Origin of the sequence: Skermanella sp. TT6, from assembly GCF_016653635.2 — a bacterium.
Taxonomy (GTDB): Bacteria; Pseudomonadota; Alphaproteobacteria; order Azospirillales; family Azospirillaceae; genus Skermanella; species Skermanella cutis.
Genome location: NZ_CP067420.1, coordinates 4,341,080 through 4,360,824 on the forward strand (window position 1 = coordinate 4,341,080; position 19,745 = coordinate 4,360,824).

Annotated in this window: 17 protein-coding genes; 7 read left to right on the forward strand and 10 right to left on the reverse strand. The window is 68.1% G+C overall.

Features of this window, described 5'->3' with window-relative positions; translation table 11 throughout:
* Positions 1-74 precede the first annotated feature (74 nt).
* The gene (locus IGS68_RS20255; protein WP_201073096.1) at positions 75-800 is read left to right on the forward strand and encodes a cold-shock protein; all 726 of its coding nucleotides are present in this window, start codon (positions 75-77) and stop codon (positions 798-800) included.
* Positions 801-883: 83 nt separating this feature from the next.
* On the opposite strand, the gene IGS68_RS20260 is transcribed toward IGS68_RS20255, so the two are convergent.
* The 3 genes from IGS68_RS20260 to IGS68_RS20270 form a co-directional block, all read right to left on the reverse strand.
* Positions 884-2,272 (reverse strand): peroxidase family protein, encoded by a 1,389-nt coding sequence (locus IGS68_RS20260; RefSeq protein WP_201073098.1) that lies wholly within the window; start codon positions 2,270-2,272, stop codon positions 884-886.
* A gap of 196 nt (positions 2,273-2,468) precedes the next feature.
* Complete coding sequence (locus tag IGS68_RS20265) at positions 2,469-3,902, reverse strand: FAD-dependent oxidoreductase (protein ID WP_201073100.1); 1,434 nt, start codon at positions 3,900-3,902, stop codon at positions 2,469-2,471.
* Between the two features lie 28 nt (positions 3,903-3,930).
* Positions 3,931-5,055, reverse strand: coding sequence for a polysaccharide pyruvyl transferase family protein (locus IGS68_RS20270; RefSeq protein WP_201073109.1), 1,125 nt, complete (start codon positions 5,053-5,055; stop codon positions 3,931-3,933).
* On the opposite strand from IGS68_RS20270, the gene IGS68_RS20275 reads away from it, so the two are divergent.
* Together IGS68_RS20275 and IGS68_RS20280 are read left to right on the forward strand one after the other, a co-directional pair.
* Complete coding sequence (locus tag IGS68_RS20275; RefSeq protein ID WP_201073111.1) at positions 5,048-5,242, forward strand: hypothetical protein; 195 nt, start codon at positions 5,048-5,050, stop codon at positions 5,240-5,242. The genes IGS68_RS20270 and IGS68_RS20275 overlap by 8 nt on opposite strands.
* Positions 5,243-5,254: 12 nt before the next feature.
* Positions 5,255-5,428 (forward strand): hypothetical protein, encoded by a 174-nt coding sequence (locus IGS68_RS20280; RefSeq protein WP_201073113.1) that lies wholly within the window; start codon positions 5,255-5,257, stop codon positions 5,426-5,428.
* Between the two features lie 20 nt (positions 5,429-5,448).
* Here the strand turns inward: IGS68_RS20280 and IGS68_RS20285 are convergent, their stop codons facing one another.
* Positions 5,449-5,706 carry a hypothetical protein gene (locus IGS68_RS20285; RefSeq protein WP_201073115.1) on the reverse strand — a complete coding sequence of 86 codons (258 nt, stop codon included), beginning with the start codon at positions 5,704-5,706 and terminating at the stop codon, positions 5,449-5,451.
* Positions 5,707-5,842: 136 nt separating this feature from the next.
* Between IGS68_RS20285 and IGS68_RS20290 the strand changes: the two genes are divergently transcribed.
* Positions 5,843-6,568 (forward strand): ThuA domain-containing protein, encoded by a 726-nt coding sequence (locus tag IGS68_RS20290; RefSeq protein WP_201073117.1) that lies wholly within the window; start codon positions 5,843-5,845, stop codon positions 6,566-6,568.
* 10 nt (positions 6,569-6,578) lie between these two features.
* Here the strand turns inward: IGS68_RS20290 and lon are convergent, their stop codons facing one another.
* Together lon and IGS68_RS20300 are read right to left on the reverse strand one after the other, a co-directional pair.
* A complete protein-coding gene (gene lon, locus IGS68_RS20295) occupies positions 6,579-8,972 on the reverse strand; it encodes an endopeptidase La (RefSeq protein WP_201073118.1) in 2,394 nt (797 codons plus the stop codon).
* A gap of 9 nt (positions 8,973-8,981) precedes the next feature.
* On the reverse strand, positions 8,982-9,401 hold the full coding sequence (locus IGS68_RS20300) for an Hsp20/alpha crystallin family protein (RefSeq protein WP_201073120.1): 420 nt from the start codon (positions 9,399-9,401) through the stop codon (positions 8,982-8,984).
* 215 nt (positions 9,402-9,616) lie between these two features.
* Here IGS68_RS20300 and IGS68_RS20305 point away from each other — a divergent pair, with 215 nt between their 5' ends.
* Positions 9,617-10,801, forward strand: coding sequence for a fumarylacetoacetate hydrolase family protein (locus tag IGS68_RS20305; RefSeq protein ID WP_247880992.1), 1,185 nt, complete (start codon positions 9,617-9,619; stop codon positions 10,799-10,801).
* A gap of 628 nt (positions 10,802-11,429) precedes the next feature.
* Here the strand turns inward: IGS68_RS20305 and IGS68_RS20310 are convergent.
* Positions 11,430-11,687 carry a tetratricopeptide repeat protein gene (locus IGS68_RS20310; RefSeq protein WP_201073122.1) on the reverse strand — a complete coding sequence of 86 codons (258 nt, stop codon included), beginning with the start codon at positions 11,685-11,687 and terminating at the stop codon, positions 11,430-11,432.
* 263 nt (positions 11,688-11,950) lie between these two features.
* Here IGS68_RS20310 and IGS68_RS20315 point away from each other — a divergent pair, with 263 nt between their 5' ends.
* Together IGS68_RS20315 and IGS68_RS20320 are read left to right on the forward strand one after the other, a co-directional pair.
* On the forward strand, positions 11,951-12,871 hold the full coding sequence (locus IGS68_RS20315; RefSeq protein ID WP_201073123.1) for a DUF389 domain-containing protein: 921 nt from the start codon (positions 11,951-11,953) through the stop codon (positions 12,869-12,871).
* Positions 12,872-13,221: 350 nt separating this feature from the next.
* Positions 13,222-14,706, forward strand: a complete 1,485-nt coding sequence (locus tag IGS68_RS20320; protein WP_201073126.1) for a methyl-accepting chemotaxis protein — start codon at positions 13,222-13,224, stop codon at positions 14,704-14,706.
* 23 nt (positions 14,707-14,729) lie between these two features.
* On the opposite strand, the gene mutL is transcribed toward IGS68_RS20320, so the two are convergent.
* The 3 genes from mutL to pgi all read right to left on the reverse strand — a co-directional run bounded on the left by mutL (position 14,730) and on the right by pgi (position 19,617).
* Positions 14,730-16,553 carry a DNA mismatch repair endonuclease MutL gene (mutL, locus tag IGS68_RS20325; protein ID WP_201073128.1) on the reverse strand — a complete coding sequence of 608 codons (1,824 nt, stop codon included), beginning with the start codon at positions 16,551-16,553 and terminating at the stop codon, positions 14,730-14,732.
* A gap of 52 nt (positions 16,554-16,605) precedes the next feature.
* Complete coding sequence (locus IGS68_RS20330; protein ID WP_201073129.1) at positions 16,606-17,898, reverse strand: pentapeptide repeat-containing protein; 1,293 nt, start codon at positions 17,896-17,898, stop codon at positions 16,606-16,608.
* Between the two features lie 72 nt (positions 17,899-17,970).
* Positions 17,971-19,617, reverse strand: a complete 1,647-nt coding sequence (gene pgi / locus IGS68_RS20335; RefSeq protein ID WP_201073131.1) for a glucose-6-phosphate isomerase — start codon at positions 19,615-19,617, stop codon at positions 17,971-17,973.
* Positions 19,618-19,745: the final 128 nt, after the last annotated feature.

Consider the following 19,745-nt stretch of genomic DNA (forward strand, 5'->3'; position numbering starts at 1 on the left):
GGAGACCATGACCCTTTCGACGTGTTCGGCGGACAAAATGCGTTCTTCGTGAGACTCCACGGATCGGCTATCCCATGCGCTTTAACGCCCCGCGTCATTCCTTCCAGCAGCAAACTCCCGTCGCCGAAAAGATCAAGGCGACCGTAAAGTGGTTCGACCCCAACAAGGGATTCGGTTTCGTCGCCCCCGACGACGGGTCTCCCGACGCGTTCCTGCCCGCTTCGGCAGTGACGGCGGTCGGCCATGACCGTCTGCCCGAGGGCTCGACGGTGGTGGTCGATCTGGTCCAGGGCCAGAAGGGCAATCAGGTCAGCCGGATCTACGACGTGGACACCACGACCGCTTCCCCGCGCCCGCGGCGCGACGATGCCGGCCGCGCCGGCGGACGCATGGGCGCCCCCGCGCGCGGCGGCTACGGCCAGGATCGCGGCGGCTACGGCAACGACCGCGGCGGCTACGGCGGTGGCGGCTATGGCCAGGATCGCGGTGGCTACGGCAACGACCGCGGCGGTTACGGCCAGGACCGCGGCGGCTACGGCAACGACCGTGGCGGCTACGGCGGCGGTTACGCCGACCGCAGCTCCGGCCCGGCCGAGGAGGTCGAGGGCACCGTGAAGTGGTTCAACACCACGAAGGGCTTCGGCTTCGTCGCTCCCGACAGCGGCGGCAAGGATGTCTTCGTCCACATCACCGCCGTCGAGCGGTCCGGCGTCGGCGCGCTGCAGGAGAACCAGCGCGTGCGGATGAAGGTCCAGCAGGGTCAGAAGGGCCTGGAAGCCGTCAGCATCGAAACGCTCTGACGGTTTCCGCTCACCCAGGCAGGCCAGGGCGATGCGGGCATGATGCCCGCATCGCCTTTTTCATGCCCGCGCTGCCGGGGCCGTCAGCCGGTGACGTGCGCCGCGATGCCTTCCATGGTGCCGAGCGCCGGGTTGGCGGGCTTCCAACCCTCCTTCAGCACCGAATAGTGCGCCGCCAGCATGCCGCCGACGAAGGTTTCGGCCAGGATGCGGCTGCCCACCTCGCCCAGTCGCTGGCCGTCCTCCTGCACATGGGCCTCCTGGAGGACGTAGTACCAAAGCGGGGTGTGCCTAATCAGCTTCTGGCCGGCCGGGGGCGGCACGATCTCGAGGCCGAGCTGGTCGTCGGCGAGCGGCTTGTAGCCGAACGCCGCCGCCGCGGACTGGCCGCTGATCAGCCCGGTCTGGGCGGCGCGGAACAGGTTGCGCTTGGCGAGCGAGCGCGGGCTGGCCTGGCTGTCCACCGTGGCGTCCGGGATGCCCGGCGATTTCAGCAGCCGAAGCGCCGGCGTCAGCAGCGGGTCGATGCGCCGGCTCGGCTGGACCGGGCCTTCGCCGATCGTACCGAAGAAGAACTTCCAATCGATGGCGTGGCGCGGCTCCAGCTTCCTGCCGCCGTTGAGATCCTGGACGTCGGGATTGTCGCTGAAGATGGCGGCGCCGAACCGGTCGTTCAGGGCATAGCCGCCGCGGACCTGGCTGTGGCCGAAGCGGAACGCCGCCACCGAGAACTCCAGCGGCATGACGGGGACGCCGCCATGCCGCGCGCCGAGGGCGCGATAGGCCGGCGCCTGATGCTCGATCACCCATTCCAGCACGTCCTTGCGGATGGTCCGCGCCAAGTAGTCGTTCAGGATCATGTACTGGTAATGGCGCATGACCGACAGGCGCGCGTCGGCATAGCCTTGCCCCTCATCGATGAACCGGTTGTGCAGGCGCTGGAACAGGTTGTGGATCTGCTGGATGATCTTGTTCTCGTCGTTCCGGGGATCGCCGATCAGCGCCCGTTCCGTCTCCGCATCGCGAGGCACGTCCTGCTCGATCCCGCCGGTATCGGTGCCCAGGCGGAACTTGCCGTCGGGGTGGAACAGGATCTCGCCCGAACCCGGCGCCTCCAGGCCCAGGCCATAGACGGAGTCCAGTTCGAAGAAGGGCGTGCGCCGGTTGACGAAGGCGGTGACGGGGAAGCGCCGGGACAGGTCGTCCTGGTTCATCTTCAGTTCCATCAGGGTGATGTCATGGTCGATGAACTGCCCCAGGAAGGTGAAGCCCGCCGGAATGCTCCTGCTGTCGTTCTCCGCACCGATGCTGTCGCGCAGGAAGCTTTCGAGCAGGGTGAGGTCTTCCAGGTTGGGGATCACGCCGCCCTGTTCGATCATGTAATCGAACGGCCCCTCGCGATTGAGCTTCATCTTGAGATGATCGGCCAGGGCTTCGGGAACCACGATGCCATGCTGCATGACGGATGCCATTCGACTCTCCCTCTGGATTGATTTTTTGCCATAGAGCTGGCGGATGATCCGAGAAGTCAATGAGCAGTATTGACTCGACACAACAGAGCGGCAACGCAAAATAATACCAATTCCGAAGCCCATGAAGACTTCAGCTGCGGTAATTCATTATAGAATTCGATTTGATTGCTTCCGATAGTAACTGTTGCGGACCGGTTCAGGCCGGATCGCGCAGACTGGCGCCCTGTCGGCGCAATTCCCGCTGGACTTCGATCGCCGGCACTTGGCGCGCCGCTCCGCCCTGCTGCGCGGCCAGGGCGGCGCAGATCCCGGCCGCCTGCCCGGTCGCCATGGCGGTCGGCGTCACGCGGTAGGAGGAATGGGCCTCGTGGCTGCCGGAAATGCAGCGGCCTGCGACCATCAGCCGGTCGACGCCCTGCGGCAGCAGGCAGCGCAACGGGATCTCGTAGTATTCGCCGGGCGGCAGGCGCTTCAAGACCGTGCCTCTGCCGGCCGGGTTGTGGATGTCGATCGGATAGGAGCCGCGGGCGATGCCGTCGTCGAACTTGCGGGCCTCCAGCACGTCGTCGGCGGTCATGCGGTAATCGCCGACGATCCGCCGGGTCTCACGCACGCCGACCGTGACGCCGCTCTGGATCACGTAGGACTTCCCGAAGCCCGGAACATAGCCGCGCAGGAAGCGGGCGATCCGGCCCATCTGGACCTTGCCCAGCCGCTCCGCCTCCGTCAGGTCGAACACGTCTGTGCCCAGCACTCCGGTGACCCGGGTGCTGTTGACGGCGATCTCGCCCTCGTGCGGCGTCGCGAAGAACAGGATATCCTCGCGAGGGAGGTCCAGTTCGCCGTCGGCCGTCGCCTTGGCGATCAGGTCCCACAGGCCATGGACGCCGCGCCACTGGTCGGGATGCGCCCTGACATAGTCCGCGAAGGCTTGCCGGTCGAAGCCGCCGACCCGGAACATCAGCGTCATCGGCTGTACCCGGCCGTCGCCGTCCCGCCCGACATCGAAACGGGCCCCGGCGAGCGCCGCCACGTCGCCGTCGCCGGTGCAGTCGATGATGGTGCCGGCCCGGACCGCGACCGGACCCGACTTGGTCTCGAACACGACGCCCTCCGGCCGTCCCGGCTCGCCCAGGATGCCCGACGCGAAGGCGTGGTAGAGGAGCCTGACCCCGGCTTCCTCGACCACCTCCTGCGCCACGACCTTGTAGGTCTCCGGATCGAACGGAACGGTGTAGCCGGTATCGCCGGAAGGCGGGATGGCGCCTCCCGCCCCGATCAGTCGCTCCAGGAACGACGCCAGCGCCCCGGCCACGATCGGCTCGCCCGGACCATGGTCGGACGGCATCAGCCTGGTATTGTCAACATCGGCAGGCGCGCCGCGCTGGGTGTGGAAGGACATCAGCGGCATCACCAGCGCGGCGGTCGCGTTCCCGCCCAGGAACCCGTGCCGCTCGACCATCACCACGTCCGCCCCGGCCCAGGCCGCCCCCAGCGCGGCGCCCATGCCGGCCGGCCCTCCCCCGATCACCAGCACGTCGGCGGTGCCGGCCAGGATCGCCCGGCGGGGCGGCAGCGGGATGGTGGGCGGGTTGGCGCCTGCATGGTGGGAAGGCCGCAGGACAGGCATTATCGCCTCCAAATTAGGAATAATTGCATCAAGAGTCAACGGGCGCGGCGGATCGGAGGTTCAGCGTCTCGACCATCAGCGGCACGGTACGGCGCGCCTGGCCCTGGAGCAGGACGACGCGCTCCCGCACCTCGCGGCAATGGTCTTCCCGGTTGTCCCACAGCCGGTCCAGCGCCGCCAGCAGGGAGCCGGCGCCGTCCTCGTGGACGCCGGCCCGGCGCGGTACGCCCAGGACGTCGAGGAAATCCGCCACCTTGCTCGCATAGGGCAAGGCCATCAGCGGCACCCCGGAGATGGCCGCGAAGATCAGGAAATGCAGCCGCATGCCCAGGGCGAACTGGAAATGCCCCATCAGCCCCAGGATCTCGCGGGGAGAGTAGGAGCCCCGCAATACGCTGGCGCAGTGCGGCGCCGACATGGCGGCGATCACCTGGTGCGCCTCCCGCAGATCGGCGCGTTCCATGGGGACGAACACCACCTGGGCGTCATAGCGGTGGACGATGAAATCGGCGGCCTGGGCCAGCAGGCCATGGTAGCCGCCGGCATCCAGGTCGGGCGCCGCGGCGCCGCGCTCGCGGATCGACAGCCCGATCAGGCGGCGATCGGCCGGAATACCCTCCGCGCGCAGCATGTCGTCGGTGAAGGGGGCCGGATCGAGCAGCAAGGCCGGGTCGGCTGTCACCGTCACCGGCCGGGTGCAGCCGATTTCCTCCAGAAGCCGCTTGGCGCCGATTTCCCGCACGGTGATGCCGGTCATCATGTTCATGCCGTCGCGGACCGCCGCCCGCTCCTCGCCCCCTTTCAGCGGACCGATGCCGACCGAGAAGGCGAAGGTCGGGACGTTGCGGGCCTGGGCGATCACCACCTCGCGCAGGTAGGTCCGGGCCTCCGTGTCGTAGAGGATGCCGCCGCCGCCCAGGAGCAGGACATCCAGCCGCTCGACCTCCGGGATGATCTCGTCGCGGAGTGCCGTGCGCGGATTGATCGCGTGGTCGACGTCCTGGTTGGCCCGGGTGTGTTCGGCATTGCGGGAAAAGGCGACGATCTCCACGCCGGGCAAGGCGTTCCGCAACTGGACGATGGCCGAGGCGAGGATGGCCTCGTCGCCCAGGTTCAGCCCGCCGTAGGAGCCGGATATCCCGACTATGGGCAAGATCTCACCTTTTCATGGCCGGACCCGGGGGATCGGGAACAATCGGCCCCGGCGGGTGATTGACTCTGAACGCCCGTTCAATGAAGCCTTGCTCCAGGAGATCCTCATGGAAAACAACATGAACCACGTGATCGTGCTGTCCTCGATCGCCATCGCGATCCTGCTGCTCCTCGTCCTCACAGCCTGAGGACTCAGCGCCATGACGACCGTCACCATCGAGGGGGAACTGCGCGGGCATGTCGCCGGCGCGCTGAGGGATTACATCACCAAGCTTTACGAGCATAAGGCGTCCACTCCCTCCAAGGCGGCGAAGGCCGATTACGACCGGACCATCGCCGAGGTGCAGAAACTGCTGGATGCGGTCGAGGCCTAGGTCTCAGCGAGGCCTAGATCTCAGCGTATCCTGGAGATCGCCACGACCGCGTCGTTCCGGTCCCTGACGCGGATGCTGAAGCGCCGGCGGCTTCGGCATGGCTTGACGTTGACGATGTCGCCGGGATTCAGCTGATAGCTCTTGTCCACGACCTCCGGCTCCTCCAGCGCCTCCTCCTCGGCGGGCGTGGCGAAGCAGGTCCAGATCGTGCCGTTCGGCGTCCGCGCGTCCCGGCGCAGATGCTCGATCGGCTTCGGGCGATGTCTGAAAAGCCCCATGGACTTGGTCTCCCGATGCCAGAGATCTATGATGCGGTAGAATGGTCGTGCAACCAACGGCACGGCCTTAAGTTCCAACGCCCGGACCGCTCGCTTGTGCAGCGCAGCGAGTCCGGGCCGTCAGACAGGAAGCGCGATGGACGGCAAGCCCCTGCGGGTCACGATCTGGAACGAATTCCGCCACGAGAAGGCAAACCCGGAAGTGGCCGCCCTGTATCCCGACGGCATGCACGAGGCGCTGGCGGCCCCCCTGCGCGCCGCCGGCCATGACGTCCGCACCGCCACCCTGGACGATCCGGAGCATGGCTTGACCGAGGAGGTGCTGGCCGGCACCGACGTGCTGCTGTGGTGGGGCCACCGGCACCACCGCGACGTGGACGATGCGGTGGTCGACCGGGTCTGGAAGCGGGTGCTGGACGGGATGGGGCTGATCCCCCTGCACTCCTCCCATTTCTCGAAGATCTTCGTCCGGCTGATGGGCACCACCTGCCATCTGAAGCACCGGGTCGCTGGCGAGCGGGAGCGGCTGTGGCTGGTCGCCCGCGGCCATCCGATCGCCGAGGGCATCCCCGAGCATTTCGACCTTCAGCCGGAGGAGATGTACGGCGAGCCGTTCGACATCCCGCCGCCGGAGGAGCTGGTCTTCGTCAGCTGGTTCCAGGGCGGGGAGGTGTTCCGCAGCGGCTGCTGCTACACCCGGGGCCAGGGGCGGATCTTCTATTTCCGCCCCGGCCACGAGTCCTATCCCACGTACCACCACCCGACCGTCCAGCGGGTGATCGCCAACGCGGTGCGCTGGGCCGCCCCGCGGGACGTGGCGCCGCGGCAATTCGGCCGCAGCGCCCCCTTGGAGCCGATTTAGGCGATCCGGATCAGGTCAGCGCCGCCGCGATGGCGTCGTCAACCCGTTCCAGCCAGACGAACTCCAGCGCGTCGCGGGCGGCTTCCGGGATTTCCTCGTAATCCCGGCGGTTGCGCGCCGGCAGCATGACGGTGGTGATCCCGGCCCGCTGGGCCGCCAGCACCTTCTCCTTGATGCCGCCCACGGGGAGCACCAGCCCGCGCAAGCTGATCTCTCCGGTCATCGCGATGTCGCTTCGGATCGTCCGGCCGGTCAGCAGCGAGACCAGCGCCATGAACATGGCGACGCCGGCGCTGGGGCCGTCCTTGGGGATGGCGCCTGCCGGCACGTGGACGTGGATGTCGAACTTGTCGAACTCCACCGGCTCCGGGCCGACCACCTCGGGCCTGGACTTCACCAGGCTGAGCGCCGCCTGCGCGCTCTCCTTCATCACGTCGCCGAGCTGGCCGGTCAGGATCAGCCGCCCGTTGCCCGGCGTCCGGGTCGCCTCGATGAACAGGATGTCGCCGCCGACCGGCGTCCAGGCGAGCCCGGTCGCGACGCCGGGGACGCTGGTCCGCATGGCGGTCTCGCTCTCGAACCGGTGCGGCCCCAGGATCTCCGGCAGATGGCCCGGCTCGACGATGATGCTCGATATCGTCCCCTCCGCGATCCGCATCGCGACATTGCGGAAGACGCCGCCGATCAGCCGTTCCAGGTTCCGGTTGCCGGCCTCCCGCGTGTAGAAGCGGATGATCTCCCGGATCGCCTCGTCGGTGATGCCGGCCTGCTCCGCCGTCAGGCCGTTGGCCTCCAGCTGGCGGCGGACCAGGTAGCGCTTGGCGATCTCGAGCTTTTCCTCCTCCGTGTAGCCGGGCAGGTCGATAACCTCCATGCGGTCGCGCAGGGGGCCGGGGATGTTCTCCAGCACGTTGGCGGTCGCGATGAACATGACGCGGCTGAGGTCGAACGGCACGCCGAGGTAGTTGTCGCGGAAGGTGCCGTTCTGCTCCGGGTCGAGCACCTCCAGCAGCGCCGCCGAGGGATCGCCGTGGAAGCCCTGGCCGAGCTTGTCCATCTCGTCCAGCATCATCACCGGGTTGCGGGTGCCGGCCTTGCGCAGCGACTGGATCACCGTGCCCGGCAGCGCGCCCACATAGGTCCGGCGGTGGCCGCGGATCTCCGCCTCGTCGTGCAGGCCGCCCAGGCTGACCCGGACGAAGGCGCGCTCGGTCGCCCGCGCGATGCTCTGGCCGAGCGAGGTCTTGCCGACGCCGGGCGGGCCGACGAAGCACAGGATCGGGCTGCGGCCTTCCGGGTTGAGCTTGCGCACCGCCAGGAACTCCAGGATGCGGCGCTTGACCTTCTCCAGGCCGTAATGGTCCTCGTCCAGGATGCGGCGGGCGGCGGCGATGTCGATCGAGGTGTCGCTCAGCTTCGACCAGGGCAGCTCGATCAGCCAGTCCAGGTACGTCCGGATCATGCCGTACTCGCCGGCGGCCTCGGGCATGCGCTCCAGCCGGCGCAGCTCCTTGGTCGCCTGGGTCTCGACCTCCGGCGGCATCCCGGCCTTGGCGATGGCCTCGGTCAGCTCCTGGATCTCGACCTGCTTGGCGTCGGTCTCGCCAAGCTCCTTCTGGATGGTGCGGAGCTGTTCGCGCAGCACGTATTCGCGCTGGCGCTCGTCCATGGTCTCCTTGGTCTGCTCGCTGATCCGCCGGGACAGGCGCAGCACCTCGATGCGGTGGGCGAGCAGGTTGCCGACCTTCTCCAGCCGGCGGGCGAGGTCGAAGGTCTCCAGCACCTCCTGCTTCTCTTCCGGCTTCAGGTCCATGTAGCTGGCGACCATGTCGGCCAGCGCCGACGCGGTCGGGATGTTCTGGACGGCGGCCAGCAACTCCTGCGGGGCCTGGGGCAGGAGCTGGACCGCCTCGACCGCCTGCTGGCGCAGGTTGTAGAAGCGGGCCTGGATCTCGGTGTCCGTGGCCTCCGGCTCAGGCATCATCTGGACGCGGGCGACCAGGAACGGATAGCCGTCGAGATATTCCAGCACGCGGAACCGCTGCTGCCCCTGGGTCACCACATGGTGGGTGCCGTCGGGCGCGGTCAGGTAGCGCAGGACACCGCCCACGGTGCCGACCCGGTGGAGGTCGAGGCCGGTCGGCTCGTCCACCGTCTCGTCGCGCTGGAGCACGACGCCGAACGGCTTCTCGGAGCGCACCGCGTTCTGGGCCGCCGCGATCGTGCGCGGGCGGCCGACGGTGATCGGCAGGACGGCGCCGGGGAACAGCACGAGGTTGCGCACCGGGACGATCGCGATCGCGTCTTCCGGGAGGGCCAGGGTGTTCTCGGGGGCTTTGGCCGGGTTGGCGGCGGGATCGCCGTTGGCGGAGGGAGTGGTGTCGTTCAGGGTGGATATTGCCATGTCAGCTCCTCAGCCGGCCTTGCGCAGGGACAGCACAAGGCAGCCGTCGGCGAGTTCGCGCCGGCCCAGTTCGAGCGGGCCGGGCGGCAGCTCGATGTGCCGTTCGAACCGGCCGTGGGGTATTTCCATGCGGTGGATCAGGCCGGCGCGGTCGCCGACCGGCAAGGCCCGCTCGCCGACGACGATCAGCACGCCGCCGTCGATCACGACCTGGACCTGATCGGGCCGGACGCCGGGCAGCGCCACGACGACCAGGTATTCCTCGGCGGTCTCGATCAGGTCGACCGGCGGCTGCCAGGTCGGGCGGCGCGCGGCGCCGGGGTTTCCGGGCGAGCCGGGCTGGAAGAACTGGCGGCGCATCCGCTCCGCCTTGTCCATCATGTCGAGAGCTTCCGCCCACATCCAGATTCGGGGATCACGCGAGGGCATCGAGCCTTTCCCTCCTCAAACGTTCGTCGCTATGTCAAGTGGGCATCCAACAGGCGATGTCGAGGGGATGGCACGGTGCCAGACCGGCGTATGGCGCATTCCATGGTTGACGCGGGGTCATTGGACGGATTGGTATGTCCACTTGAATCCCTGATCGCTGTGATTGGTGCCAGAACAAGAAAGCCGCGCCCGAGGGCGCGCGTGGAGGAACCGGAGTGAATAGCTTTCTGCTGAATCCCGAGACATGCCTGCCGGAAGACGGCTGCGCCGGAACCCTGGTCGGCCGAGTCCAGCTCGATGTCGGCCCGGCCGTGGTCGTGGTGCGCGAGGACGGCGTCTATGACCTGACCGCCGTGGCCCCGACCATGAGCACCCTGCTGGACGCCGACGACCCGGCGGCGCTGGTCCGGAAAGCGTCGGACCTGCCGCGGATCGGCGACCTTGCCGCGATCCTGGCGAACAGCGCCCACGACGCCTGCGACCCGTCGAAGCCGTGGTTCCTGTGCCCGATCGACCTCCAGGCGGTGAAGGCGAGCGGCGTGACCTTCGTGGCGAGCCTGCTGGAGCGGGTGATCGAGGAGCAGGCCCGGGGCGACGCCGGCAAGGCCGAGGCGGTCCGCAAGACCATGATGGACGCGCTGGGCACCGACCTGTCGGAGATCCAGCCCGGCTCCGACAGCGCCACCCGGCTGAAGGAGCTGCTGATCGAGCGCGGCGTCTGGTCCCAGTACCTGGAGGTCGGCATCGGCCCCGACGCCGAGATCTTCACCAAGACCCAGCCCATGGCCTCGGTCGGGATCGGGGCGGAGATCGGCATCCTGGCGGCTTCCACCTGGAACAACCCGGAGCCGGAGATCGTGCTGGCGGTCTCGTCGGCCGGGAAGACCGTCGGCGCCACCCTGGGCAACGACGTGAACCTGCGCGACATGGAAGGCCGCAGCGCGCTTCTGTTGGGCAAGGCCAAGGACAACAACGCCTCCAGCGCGATCGGCCCGTTCATCCGCCTGTTCGACGACACGTTCGGCATCGACGACGTGCGGCGCGCCGAGCTGGCGATGACGGTGGAAGGCCCCGAGGGCTACACCCTGACCGGCAGCAGCAACATGGCGAAGATCAGCCGCGACCCGCTGGACCTGGTCCAACAGGCGATCGGCGCCAACCACCAGTACCCGGACGGCTTCGTGCTGTTCCTGGGCACCATGTTCGCCCCCGTGGAGGACCGCGACGAACCCGGCGCCGGCTTCACCCACAAGGTCGGCGACGTGGTGCGGATCGAGACGCCGAAGCTGGGGGCGCTGGTCAACCGGGTGACGACGAGCGACAAGGCGCCGAAGTGGGAGTTCGGCGTTCGGGCGCTGGTCGCCAACCTGGCGCGGCGGGGGCTGGCGGACCGGATCTGACCGGGGCGGATGTCATCATTCGTCAGCATCCTGGGGGGCTGGTGGCGGGGAAAGGCGCGACGGCGGCTCGCCCCCCCTCCACCGGGGGAATGTACGCGAATGTCAACAAACGACGCGGCGGGGCACGTGCTCGCGATTCGGCGGGCCAGCCACGGAGGCTTCCGGCGCGGGACGCGCACCGGAGCATAGCGGGAACTAGTGAAGGAATGCTTTCCTGAAGCGTGCCCCGTCAGGTTGGTCCGCTCCGGACCTCGCAGCCGACCGTTCCACCCGCCGCACTGTGTTGCGCCATGGGCGCAACCTACGGCTCGATGCAGGGCGGAGGTGATGCAGACAGACGATCGTAGGTTGTGCCCATGGCGCAACGCATCGGATCAGCTGTCTCGGGCGGAGCGACCTGATCGCCGACAGCAACGCCCCTCCATATATGGCAGCGCTTTGGCTAACCGGTAGTCATTCCTTCGCGAAGCGACAGCCGGCATCGGCGCTCCGGATTCGTCGGGTGCCGCTTCGCTTTACTCGACCTTAGATTGAGCGACCGGCGGCCGATCCGCGTTGATCGGCCGGGGCGGTCCTACCGAACGCGAGCTCGGCAGCTCCCGTCCGAAGATCCGCGCAAGGCGACGGACTATGGCACGGGCACGCCGAGATGCTCGGCCCAGGCACTCAAGTGTCGCGAAACCTCGGGCGCGCGCCCGTACTTCCGCAGTGCGACGGGCAACGCCTCGGCCACCAGCGCCCGCGCTCGCTGGGCATCACCGAGATCCAGAAGCGCTGCGGCCAGATTGTAGATGCTGGTCAGGGTGTCGGGATGCTCGTCACCCAGCAGGAGTTTCGTGGCCTCGACCGTTCGGTGAAAGTCCGCCGCCACGGCGGCGTCACGCATGGCGGGCGGCGGTTCGCCCTTGTGGAAGCGCAGGGTGCGGCTGACCAGGACACAATGATACGGCCCGGATCATCTGAGATATCGCCGTTATCTGTGGCAAAACCCCTTCCGCCCGGCCCAGCACCGTCCAAGGCAGGGATCCGCGGCCAACCTTCTTTACGTCAAGTCGGCTTCGTTCAAGATTTCCGACCACTCTCCGCCGTGCCTGACACGCCTCTCCGCCGGTTTAGGGGGAACCAAGTCCCCGGCGCATGGAGGGAGCATTGCCTCGCAGGATCACCATCACGGCCCATCCGGACACGCGGAAGCGCGTGGTTCAGCATCTCCGGGACCAGCCCGGGATCGCGAGCGTCACCCTGCACCCGGGCGCCTCCCTGGGGTCCGACGATGATGTCCTCAGCATCGACCTGACCAACAATGCCGCCCTCGACGTGACCAGGTCGCTCGATGCGCTGGGAGTGCTTGAGGCCGGGTCGGTCACGGTCAGCGAGCCCTCGGTGGTGATCTCCTCCGGCGACGCGCGCCCCCTCGACGAGGAGGGGAACGAGGCGATCTGGGAGGAGATCGGATCGCTGATGCGCCGGGAGTCGAACCTCTCCGTCAACTATCTTCTCCTCATGATGCTTTCCGGCGCCGTCGCCGCGACCGGACTGGTCACGGACACCCTCCACATCGTGATCGGGGCGATGCTGATCGCTCCGGGTTTCGCGCCCTTGCTGCACATCGCCTTCGGAACGCTGGGCCACCGTCCCGGCGTCAAGGCCGGGATCAAGTCGACCTGCGCGGGGTACCTGCTGCTGGCCGTCGGCGCGGCCCTGGGCATGGCCCTCGCGATCGTGCTGCACGGGAGCACGGTTTCCGACCTGCCGAGCCTGCACTGGGTGGCCTACTGGTCGAAGGTCGAGGCGACGGGCGTCGCGACCTCGCTCCTCGCCGGGATCGCGGGCGGCGTGATCACGTCTTCACGGCAGACCGTGCTCGCCACCGGCGTCATGATCGCGCTGGCACTGGTGCCCAGCATGGCGCTGGTCGGCATGGGGCTCGGCTCCGGACATTTCGGGCTCGCGCTCGATGGCATGACGCGGTGGCTCGTCGAGGCCTTCTGCGTTCTCTCGGCCGGCGGCATCACCCTCGCCGCCAAGAAGCGGCTGCTGCATCGGCGCAGGCGAGTGGGGCCGACCTGATCCAAGGGCCTGCCCGGCGGTCCCGCATCGACGCTTCGGCGACGGCGCCGGTTTTCCGCCGAGGCCCGCCGACGGGAGCCGATCGGATGATCCGGAAACGATCTCTCGCCCGTGTTCGCATCCTGCATTTGCATTATGCAGAGCAGCGCAAGATGCCACGAGTCCGAACGGTTCATCATCGCCTTACAAATCACGCTTACGGAAAAGAAACGACGGAAAGACGCCGGATATATAATCTTCGTCTTAGGTGTTTATATTGCCTTCATTGTAGGTCAGGGGAGCCGCAGGATGGCATTCGGGCTGCATCATTTGGAACTCCATAAGATAACACCCAACCTGGGAAAAACAGAATGTTCGCATGGCGCCCTCGGAAGAAAGCCTCGGAAGCCGCAGCCAAGATCGACGCGCTGCACAAGTCCCAGGCCGTGATCGAGTTCGAACTGGACGGCACGGTCATCAACGCCAACCAGAACTTCCTCGGGACCATGGGATACGACCTGACTGAGATCCAGGGGAAGCATCACCGGATGTTCGTCGAGCCCGCCGTCGCGGCGAGTGCCGAGTACGCCCGGTTCTGGGAACAGCTGCGGCGCGGCGAGTACCAGGCCGCGCAGTTCAGGCGCATCGGCAAGGGCGGCCGCGAAGTCTGGATCGAGGCCTCCTACAATCCCATCCTGGACTCCGGCGGACGGCCCTGCAAGGTGGTCAAGTTCGCCACCGACATCAGCGAGCGCAAGGCGCGCGAAGCCGACCTCCAGGGGCAGGTCAACGCCCTCGGCAAGTCGCAGGCCGTGATCGAGTTCGACCTGGACGGCACCATCATCACCGCCAACCAGAACTTCCTCGGGACCTTGGGATACGCCCTGCCGGACATCCAGGGGAAGCATCACCGGATGTTCGTCGAGCCGGACTTCGCGGCCAGTGCCGAGTACGCCCGATTCTGGGAAGAGTTGCGGCGCGGCGAGTACCAGGCGGCGCAGTTCAAGCGGATCGCCAAAGACGGCCGGGAGGTCTGGATCGAGGCCTCCTACAATCCCATCCTGGACGCAGGCGGACGGCCCTACAAGGTGGTCAAGTTCGCTACCGACATCACCGCCCAGACCGAACTCCTGAGCCAGCTCAAGACGCTGATCGACCGGAACTTCGGGGAAATCGGCGAGGCGCTCGGCCGCTCCGACGACCGGTCCGGAGCCGCGATGGATGCGGCGACGGAAACCTCGTCCAACATGCAGACGATCGCCGCGGCGGCCGAGGAACTGGCCAGTTCCACCATCGAGATCTCCACCAGCATGGCCAAGTCGCGATCCATGGCGGAGCAGGCCCAGCAGCAGGCCGAAGCCGCCGACCAGGCGACGCAGAGGATGGCCGAGGCGGCGCGGCAGATGAACGGCATCGTCGACCTGATCCGGAGCATCGCCGGACAGATCAACCTCCTGGCGCTGAACGCCACGATCGAGGCGGCACGCGCCGGGGAGGCCGGACGGGGCTTCGCCGTGGTGGCGACCGAGGTCAAGAACCTGGCGAACCAAGCCGCCCGGGCAACCGACCAGATCTCCGGCGAGATCGACGGCATCCAGGCGATCTCCGGCGATGTGGTGGAAGCGCTGGGCGGCATCCGCCAGTCGATCGAGGCGGTGCGCGACTATGTTCTCACCACCGCCAGCGCGGTCGAGGAGCAGACCGCCGTCACCACCGACATGTCGCGCAGCATGCAGGGAGCCTCGACCGCCGTCACGGCGATCAGCAGCAACATCGGCGATATCGTCGCCTCGATCCATCAGGTGAAGGGTGCGGTGGACAAGACCCGGGAGGCTGCCCAGATCCTGGCCCGCTGACGGGGATCCCCTCCTACGCCGCTCTACCGCCGGCCGAACAGCCGCTCGATGTCGGACAGCTTCAGCTCCACGTAGGTCGGGCGGCCGTGGTTGCACTGACCGCTGTGGGGCGTGGCCTCCATCTGGCGCAGGAGGGCGTTCATCTCCTCCTGGTTCAGGCTGCGGCCGGCGCGGACGGAGCCGTGGCAGGCCATGGTCGAGCAGACCGCGTCGAGACGTTCGCGCAGGCTCAGGGCATCGCCCAGCTCGGCCAGTTCGTCCGCCAGGTCCCGCACCAAGCCCTTGATGTCGGCCTTGCCGAGCAGGGTCGGGAACTCGCGGACCACCACGCAGCCGTCGCCGAACGGCTCCAGCACGAGGCCGAGCTCGGCCAGCTCGTCGGCTCGCGCAACCAGGCGGGCGGCGGAGGGCTCGTCCAGTTCGACCACCTCGGGGATCAGCAGGCCCTGGCGCTTCACGCCGCCCTCGACCAGCGCCTGCTTGAACCGCTCGTAGACCAGCCGCTCGTGGGCGGCGTGCTGGTCCACGATCACGATGCCGTCGCCGGTCTGGGCCACGATGTAGGTGTTGTGGAGCTGCGCCCGCGCGGCGCCCAGGGGGTGGTCGGGCGGCGGGGCCTCCTCCGCAGCGAATGCCATAGTGGTCGCGGGCCGGGCCGAGGGCTGGGAGGCGAAGCCGGTCAGCGGCGCCTGGAAGGACGACACGGCTTCGGCTAAATCGCGGGGTATGTGGGAGGATCGGGCCGCGGGATTGGCGTACTGGAAGTCGAAGCGCGACGGCGCCGGCATGTCCGTCCGCGGGGTGAAGGCGTCCAGGGTCGCGGCGCCGACGGTGTTGGAGGCGCGGTGCCCCGCCTGGGCCAGCGCATGCCGGAGCGCGCCGACGATCAGGCCGCGGACCAGGGCCGAGTCGCGGAACCGGACTTCCGCCTTGGCCGGGTGAACGTTGACGTCAACCTCCTCCGGATGGATGTCCAGGAACAGGGCCAGCATGGGGTGGCGGTCGCGGGCCAGGAAGTCGGCATAGGCGCCCCGCACGGCGCCGACCAGCAGCTTGTCGCGGACCGGCCTGCCGTTGACGAACAGGTACTGGTGGCGCGCGGTCGGCCGGTTGAGCGTCGGCAGGCCGATATGGCCGGTCAGGTTGACCGCACCGCGTTCGGCGACGACCGGAATCGCGTTGTCCGAGAATTCGCGGCCCATCAGCGCGCCGAGGCGGGTCAGGCGGGCGTCCAGCAGCTCGCCCTGGGATGCGGACAGGCGTATCGGGGTACGCGCGTCGCCCGACACGGAGAAGGAAACGCCGGGATGGGCCATCGCCAGCCGCTCCACCGCATCGACGGCGTGATCGAACTCGGTCCGCGGCTGCTTCAGGAACTTCAGGCGTGCCGGAGTCGCGTAGAACAGGTCGCGCACCTCGATCCGGGTACCCTGCGGATGGGAAGCCGGGGCCACCCCGCCCTTGGCCCCCCCCTCGACGGAGATGCACCAGGCGCTGTCGGCCCCCCTGGCGCGGCTGGTGATGGTCATGCGGCTGACCGCGCCGATCGAGGGCAGCGCCTCGCCCCGGAAGCCGAGGGTCGCGATGTTCAGCAGGTCCTCGCCGGGCAGCTTGGAGGTGGCGTGGCGCTCGACCGCCAGTTCCAGCTCGTCGCCGGTCATGCCGCAGCCGTCGTCGGTGACCGCGATCAGCGAGCGGCCGCCGTCGCGCACGATCACGTCGATCCGGGTCGCCCCGGCGTCCAGGGCGTTCTCGACCAGTTCCTTGACCGCGGCGGCCGGGCGTTCGACGACCTCGCCGGCGGCGATGCGGTTGACCAGGGTTTCAGGCAGGCGGCGAATCGTCATGCATCAACATGTACGCATCCCGACCGCCCCTGTCACCAGCCATTGAGGAAAATCACAGCTTGAGACCGGCCACGCCTTCGAGGTTGGCGGTCTGGATGGCGCTTCGCTCGACCCGGGCGCCGAACAGCTTGGCGTTGCGGAAATCGGTCTTGGTCATGTCTGCGCCCAGCAGGTTGGCGAAGGACAGGTCGGCGCCGGCGAAGTTGACCCCGCGCAGGCAGGCGCCGCTCAGGTTGACGTAGCGTAGCTTCGCCCCCTCCAGGTCGGAGCGCATCGCCCGCTTCTCGTCCAGCATCAGCGGCCGGAGGTTGGCGCCGCCGAGGTCGGCGTTGTTCAGCTTCGCGCGCTTCAGGTTGGCGCCCCTCAGGTCGGCTCCGGCGAGCTTGCAGGTCCGGAAGTCGCTGCCTTCGAGGTTGGCCGCCTGGAGCTGCACCGCTTCCAGGTTCATGCCGTAGAAGGTCGTCCCGGACGCCGCCACCATGGTCAGGCACATGCGCGCCAGCGAGGGGCAGCCGCGCAGGTCGTAGCCGCTCAGGTCCACCTTCGCGCCCTGGGCGCCGCCGCTGCCGATCCAGAGCGTGTGGAGGCGGGCCAACTCGTCGAGCGGTTTTCCCAGTCCGTCGGCGGACTGGCCGGCCGGCTGGTCGGTCAGCATGTCCTCCATGTCGGCGCCGGCGGTCTCGGTCATGGTCATGGACGCGCCGGTCAGGACCGCGCCGCGCAGGCAGGCGCCGCGCAGGTCGGCGCCGCTGAGATCCGCCCCCTCCAGGTTGCTGCCGCTGAAATTGGCGCCCCGCATGGTCGCGCGGACCAGCTTGCAGCCGCGCATGACCGCATCGGTGAAGTCGGTATGGAGCGCCATGGCGCCGGACAGCCGCGCATTGGTCAGGTTGGCGCCGCTCAGGTCCGCCCCGGAAGCCTCGGTCGGCTGGCTTTCCACCTGGACGATCTTGAAATTGCCGCCCCGGTCCGTCTCCGCCAGGGTGCCGTCGCGCAGGTCGCTCTCGAACAGGTTGGCGCCGATCAGGACGGCGCCGCGCAGGCAGGCGCCGCGCAGGTCGGTCTTGACCAGGCTGGCGTTCTCCAGGTTGGCCTGCCGGAGATCGCAGGCGAACATCGCCGCGCAGTCCAGGCGGGCTCCCGTCAGGTTGGCGCCCCGCAGGGCGGAGCCGACGAAATCGGCATGCGCCAGGTCACGGCCCGCCAGGCTCAGTCCGGACAGGTCGAAGAAGGACAGCGTCGCCCGCGATCCCCCCATGCGGGCGTTGCGGAACATCTCGTGCCGCCGGACGACATTGTCGAGCTGTGCCTGATCGATCCGCGTCAGAGGACGGGACTGGGACATAGGAACCTGCGCACGCCGAATTGGTTACTTCGAAATACCAAGGACAGCATAGCGTGCGCAGGCGGGTTCGCGCTACTCCCGGCACGCCTCGATCAGCGCCGCGGTCGACGAATCATGGCCGGTGGGCGGCGACGCCTCGGAAAGCTCCGGCAGGATCGCCTTGGCGAGCTGCTTGCCCAGCTCGACCCCCCACTGGTCGAAGGAATTGATGTTCCAGACGATCCCCTGGACGAAGACCTTGTGCTCGTACAGGGCGATCAGCATGCCGAGCGTGTGCGGATCGAGCCGCCGGAACAGGATCGAGTTGGTCGGCCGGTTCCCTTCGAACACCTTGTGCGGCACCAGGGCTTCCAGCGCGTCGCCGATCACCCCTGCTCCCTGAAGCTCGGCGCGGACCTCCTCGGCGGTCTTGCCGCGCATCAGCGCCTCGGGCTGGGCCAGGAAGTTGGACAGCAGGATCGGGTGGTGCCTGCCGACCGGGTTCTGCGTCTCGACGGGCGCCAGGAAGTCGGCCGGCACCAGGCGGGTCCCCTGGTGGATCAGCTGGTAGAAGGCGTGCTGGCCGTTGGTGCCGGGCTCGCCGAACAGGATCGGCCCGGTCGCGTAATCGACGCGGTTGCCCTGGCGGTCCACCGACTTGCCGTTGCTCTCCATGTCGAGTTGCTGGAGATAGGCCGGGAAGCGGTGCAGGTACTGGTCGTAGGGCAGCACCGCGTAGCTGTCGGCGCCGAGGAAGTTGGCGTTCCACACCCCGATCAGGCCGAGCAGGAGCGGCAGGTTGGATTCCGGCGGGGCGTTCCGGAAATGCTCGTCCATGTCGTGGGCGCCGGCCAGCAGCGCCTCGAAATTGTCCATGCCGATGGAGATCGCGATGGGCAGCCCGATGGCGGACCACAGGCTGTAGCGTCCGCCGACCCAGTCCCAGAACACGAACATGTTCTCCGGGTCGATGCCGAACTTCGAGACTTCCGCCGCGTTGGTCGAGACCGCGACGAAGTGCCGGGCGACCGCGGATTCGTCCTTTACCGTGTCCAGGAACCAGGAACGCGCGGTATGGGCGTTGGCCAGGGTCTCCTGGGTGGTGAAGGTCTTGGACGCGATGATGAAGAGGGTGGTGGCGGGCCGGCACTTCTTCAGCGTCTCCGCCATGTGGGTGCCGTCCACGTTGGAGACGAAATGCATCCGGAGGTCGGGATGGGCGTAGGGCTTCAGCGCCTCGCAAGCCATGTAGGGGCCGAGGTCGGAGCCGCCGATGCCGATATTCACCACGTCGGTCATCTGGCTGCCGTCATGGCCGGTCCAGGCGCCGTCCCGGACGGCCTGGGCGAATCGCCCCATCCGGGCCAGCACGGCGTTGACCTCGGGCATCACGTCCCGTCCGTCCACCGGGACCGGCCGGTCGGACCGGTTGCGCAGCGCCGTGTGCAGGACGGCCCGGTCCTCGGTCGCGTTGATCCGCTCCCCGGCGAACATGCGGTCCCGCCACCCGGCCACGTCCTGCTGGCGCGCGAGGTCGAGCAGCAACCCCATGGTCTCCTCGGTGATCCTGTTCTTGGAGTAGTCCAGGGTCATCCCCCCTCCCGGCCCGTCCAGCCGCGCCGAGAACCGGGAGAAGCGGTCGGGATCGCGCGCGAACAGGTCGCGCATCAGCACCCCTTCCATCCGGGAACGGTGCGCCGCGAGGGCCTGCCAGGCGGGGGAGTCGGTCAGGGCGGACATGGAGATGTTTACCTCTCTTCGGTCGATCCAAGTGTCGCCGGATGAACGCGGCAGACGCCGTTTCGGCCCCGCGTCCGCCAGTGCATCTCCGGCGCGCATCTCCGGCGCGGGCGCGCCTGCCATGCTAT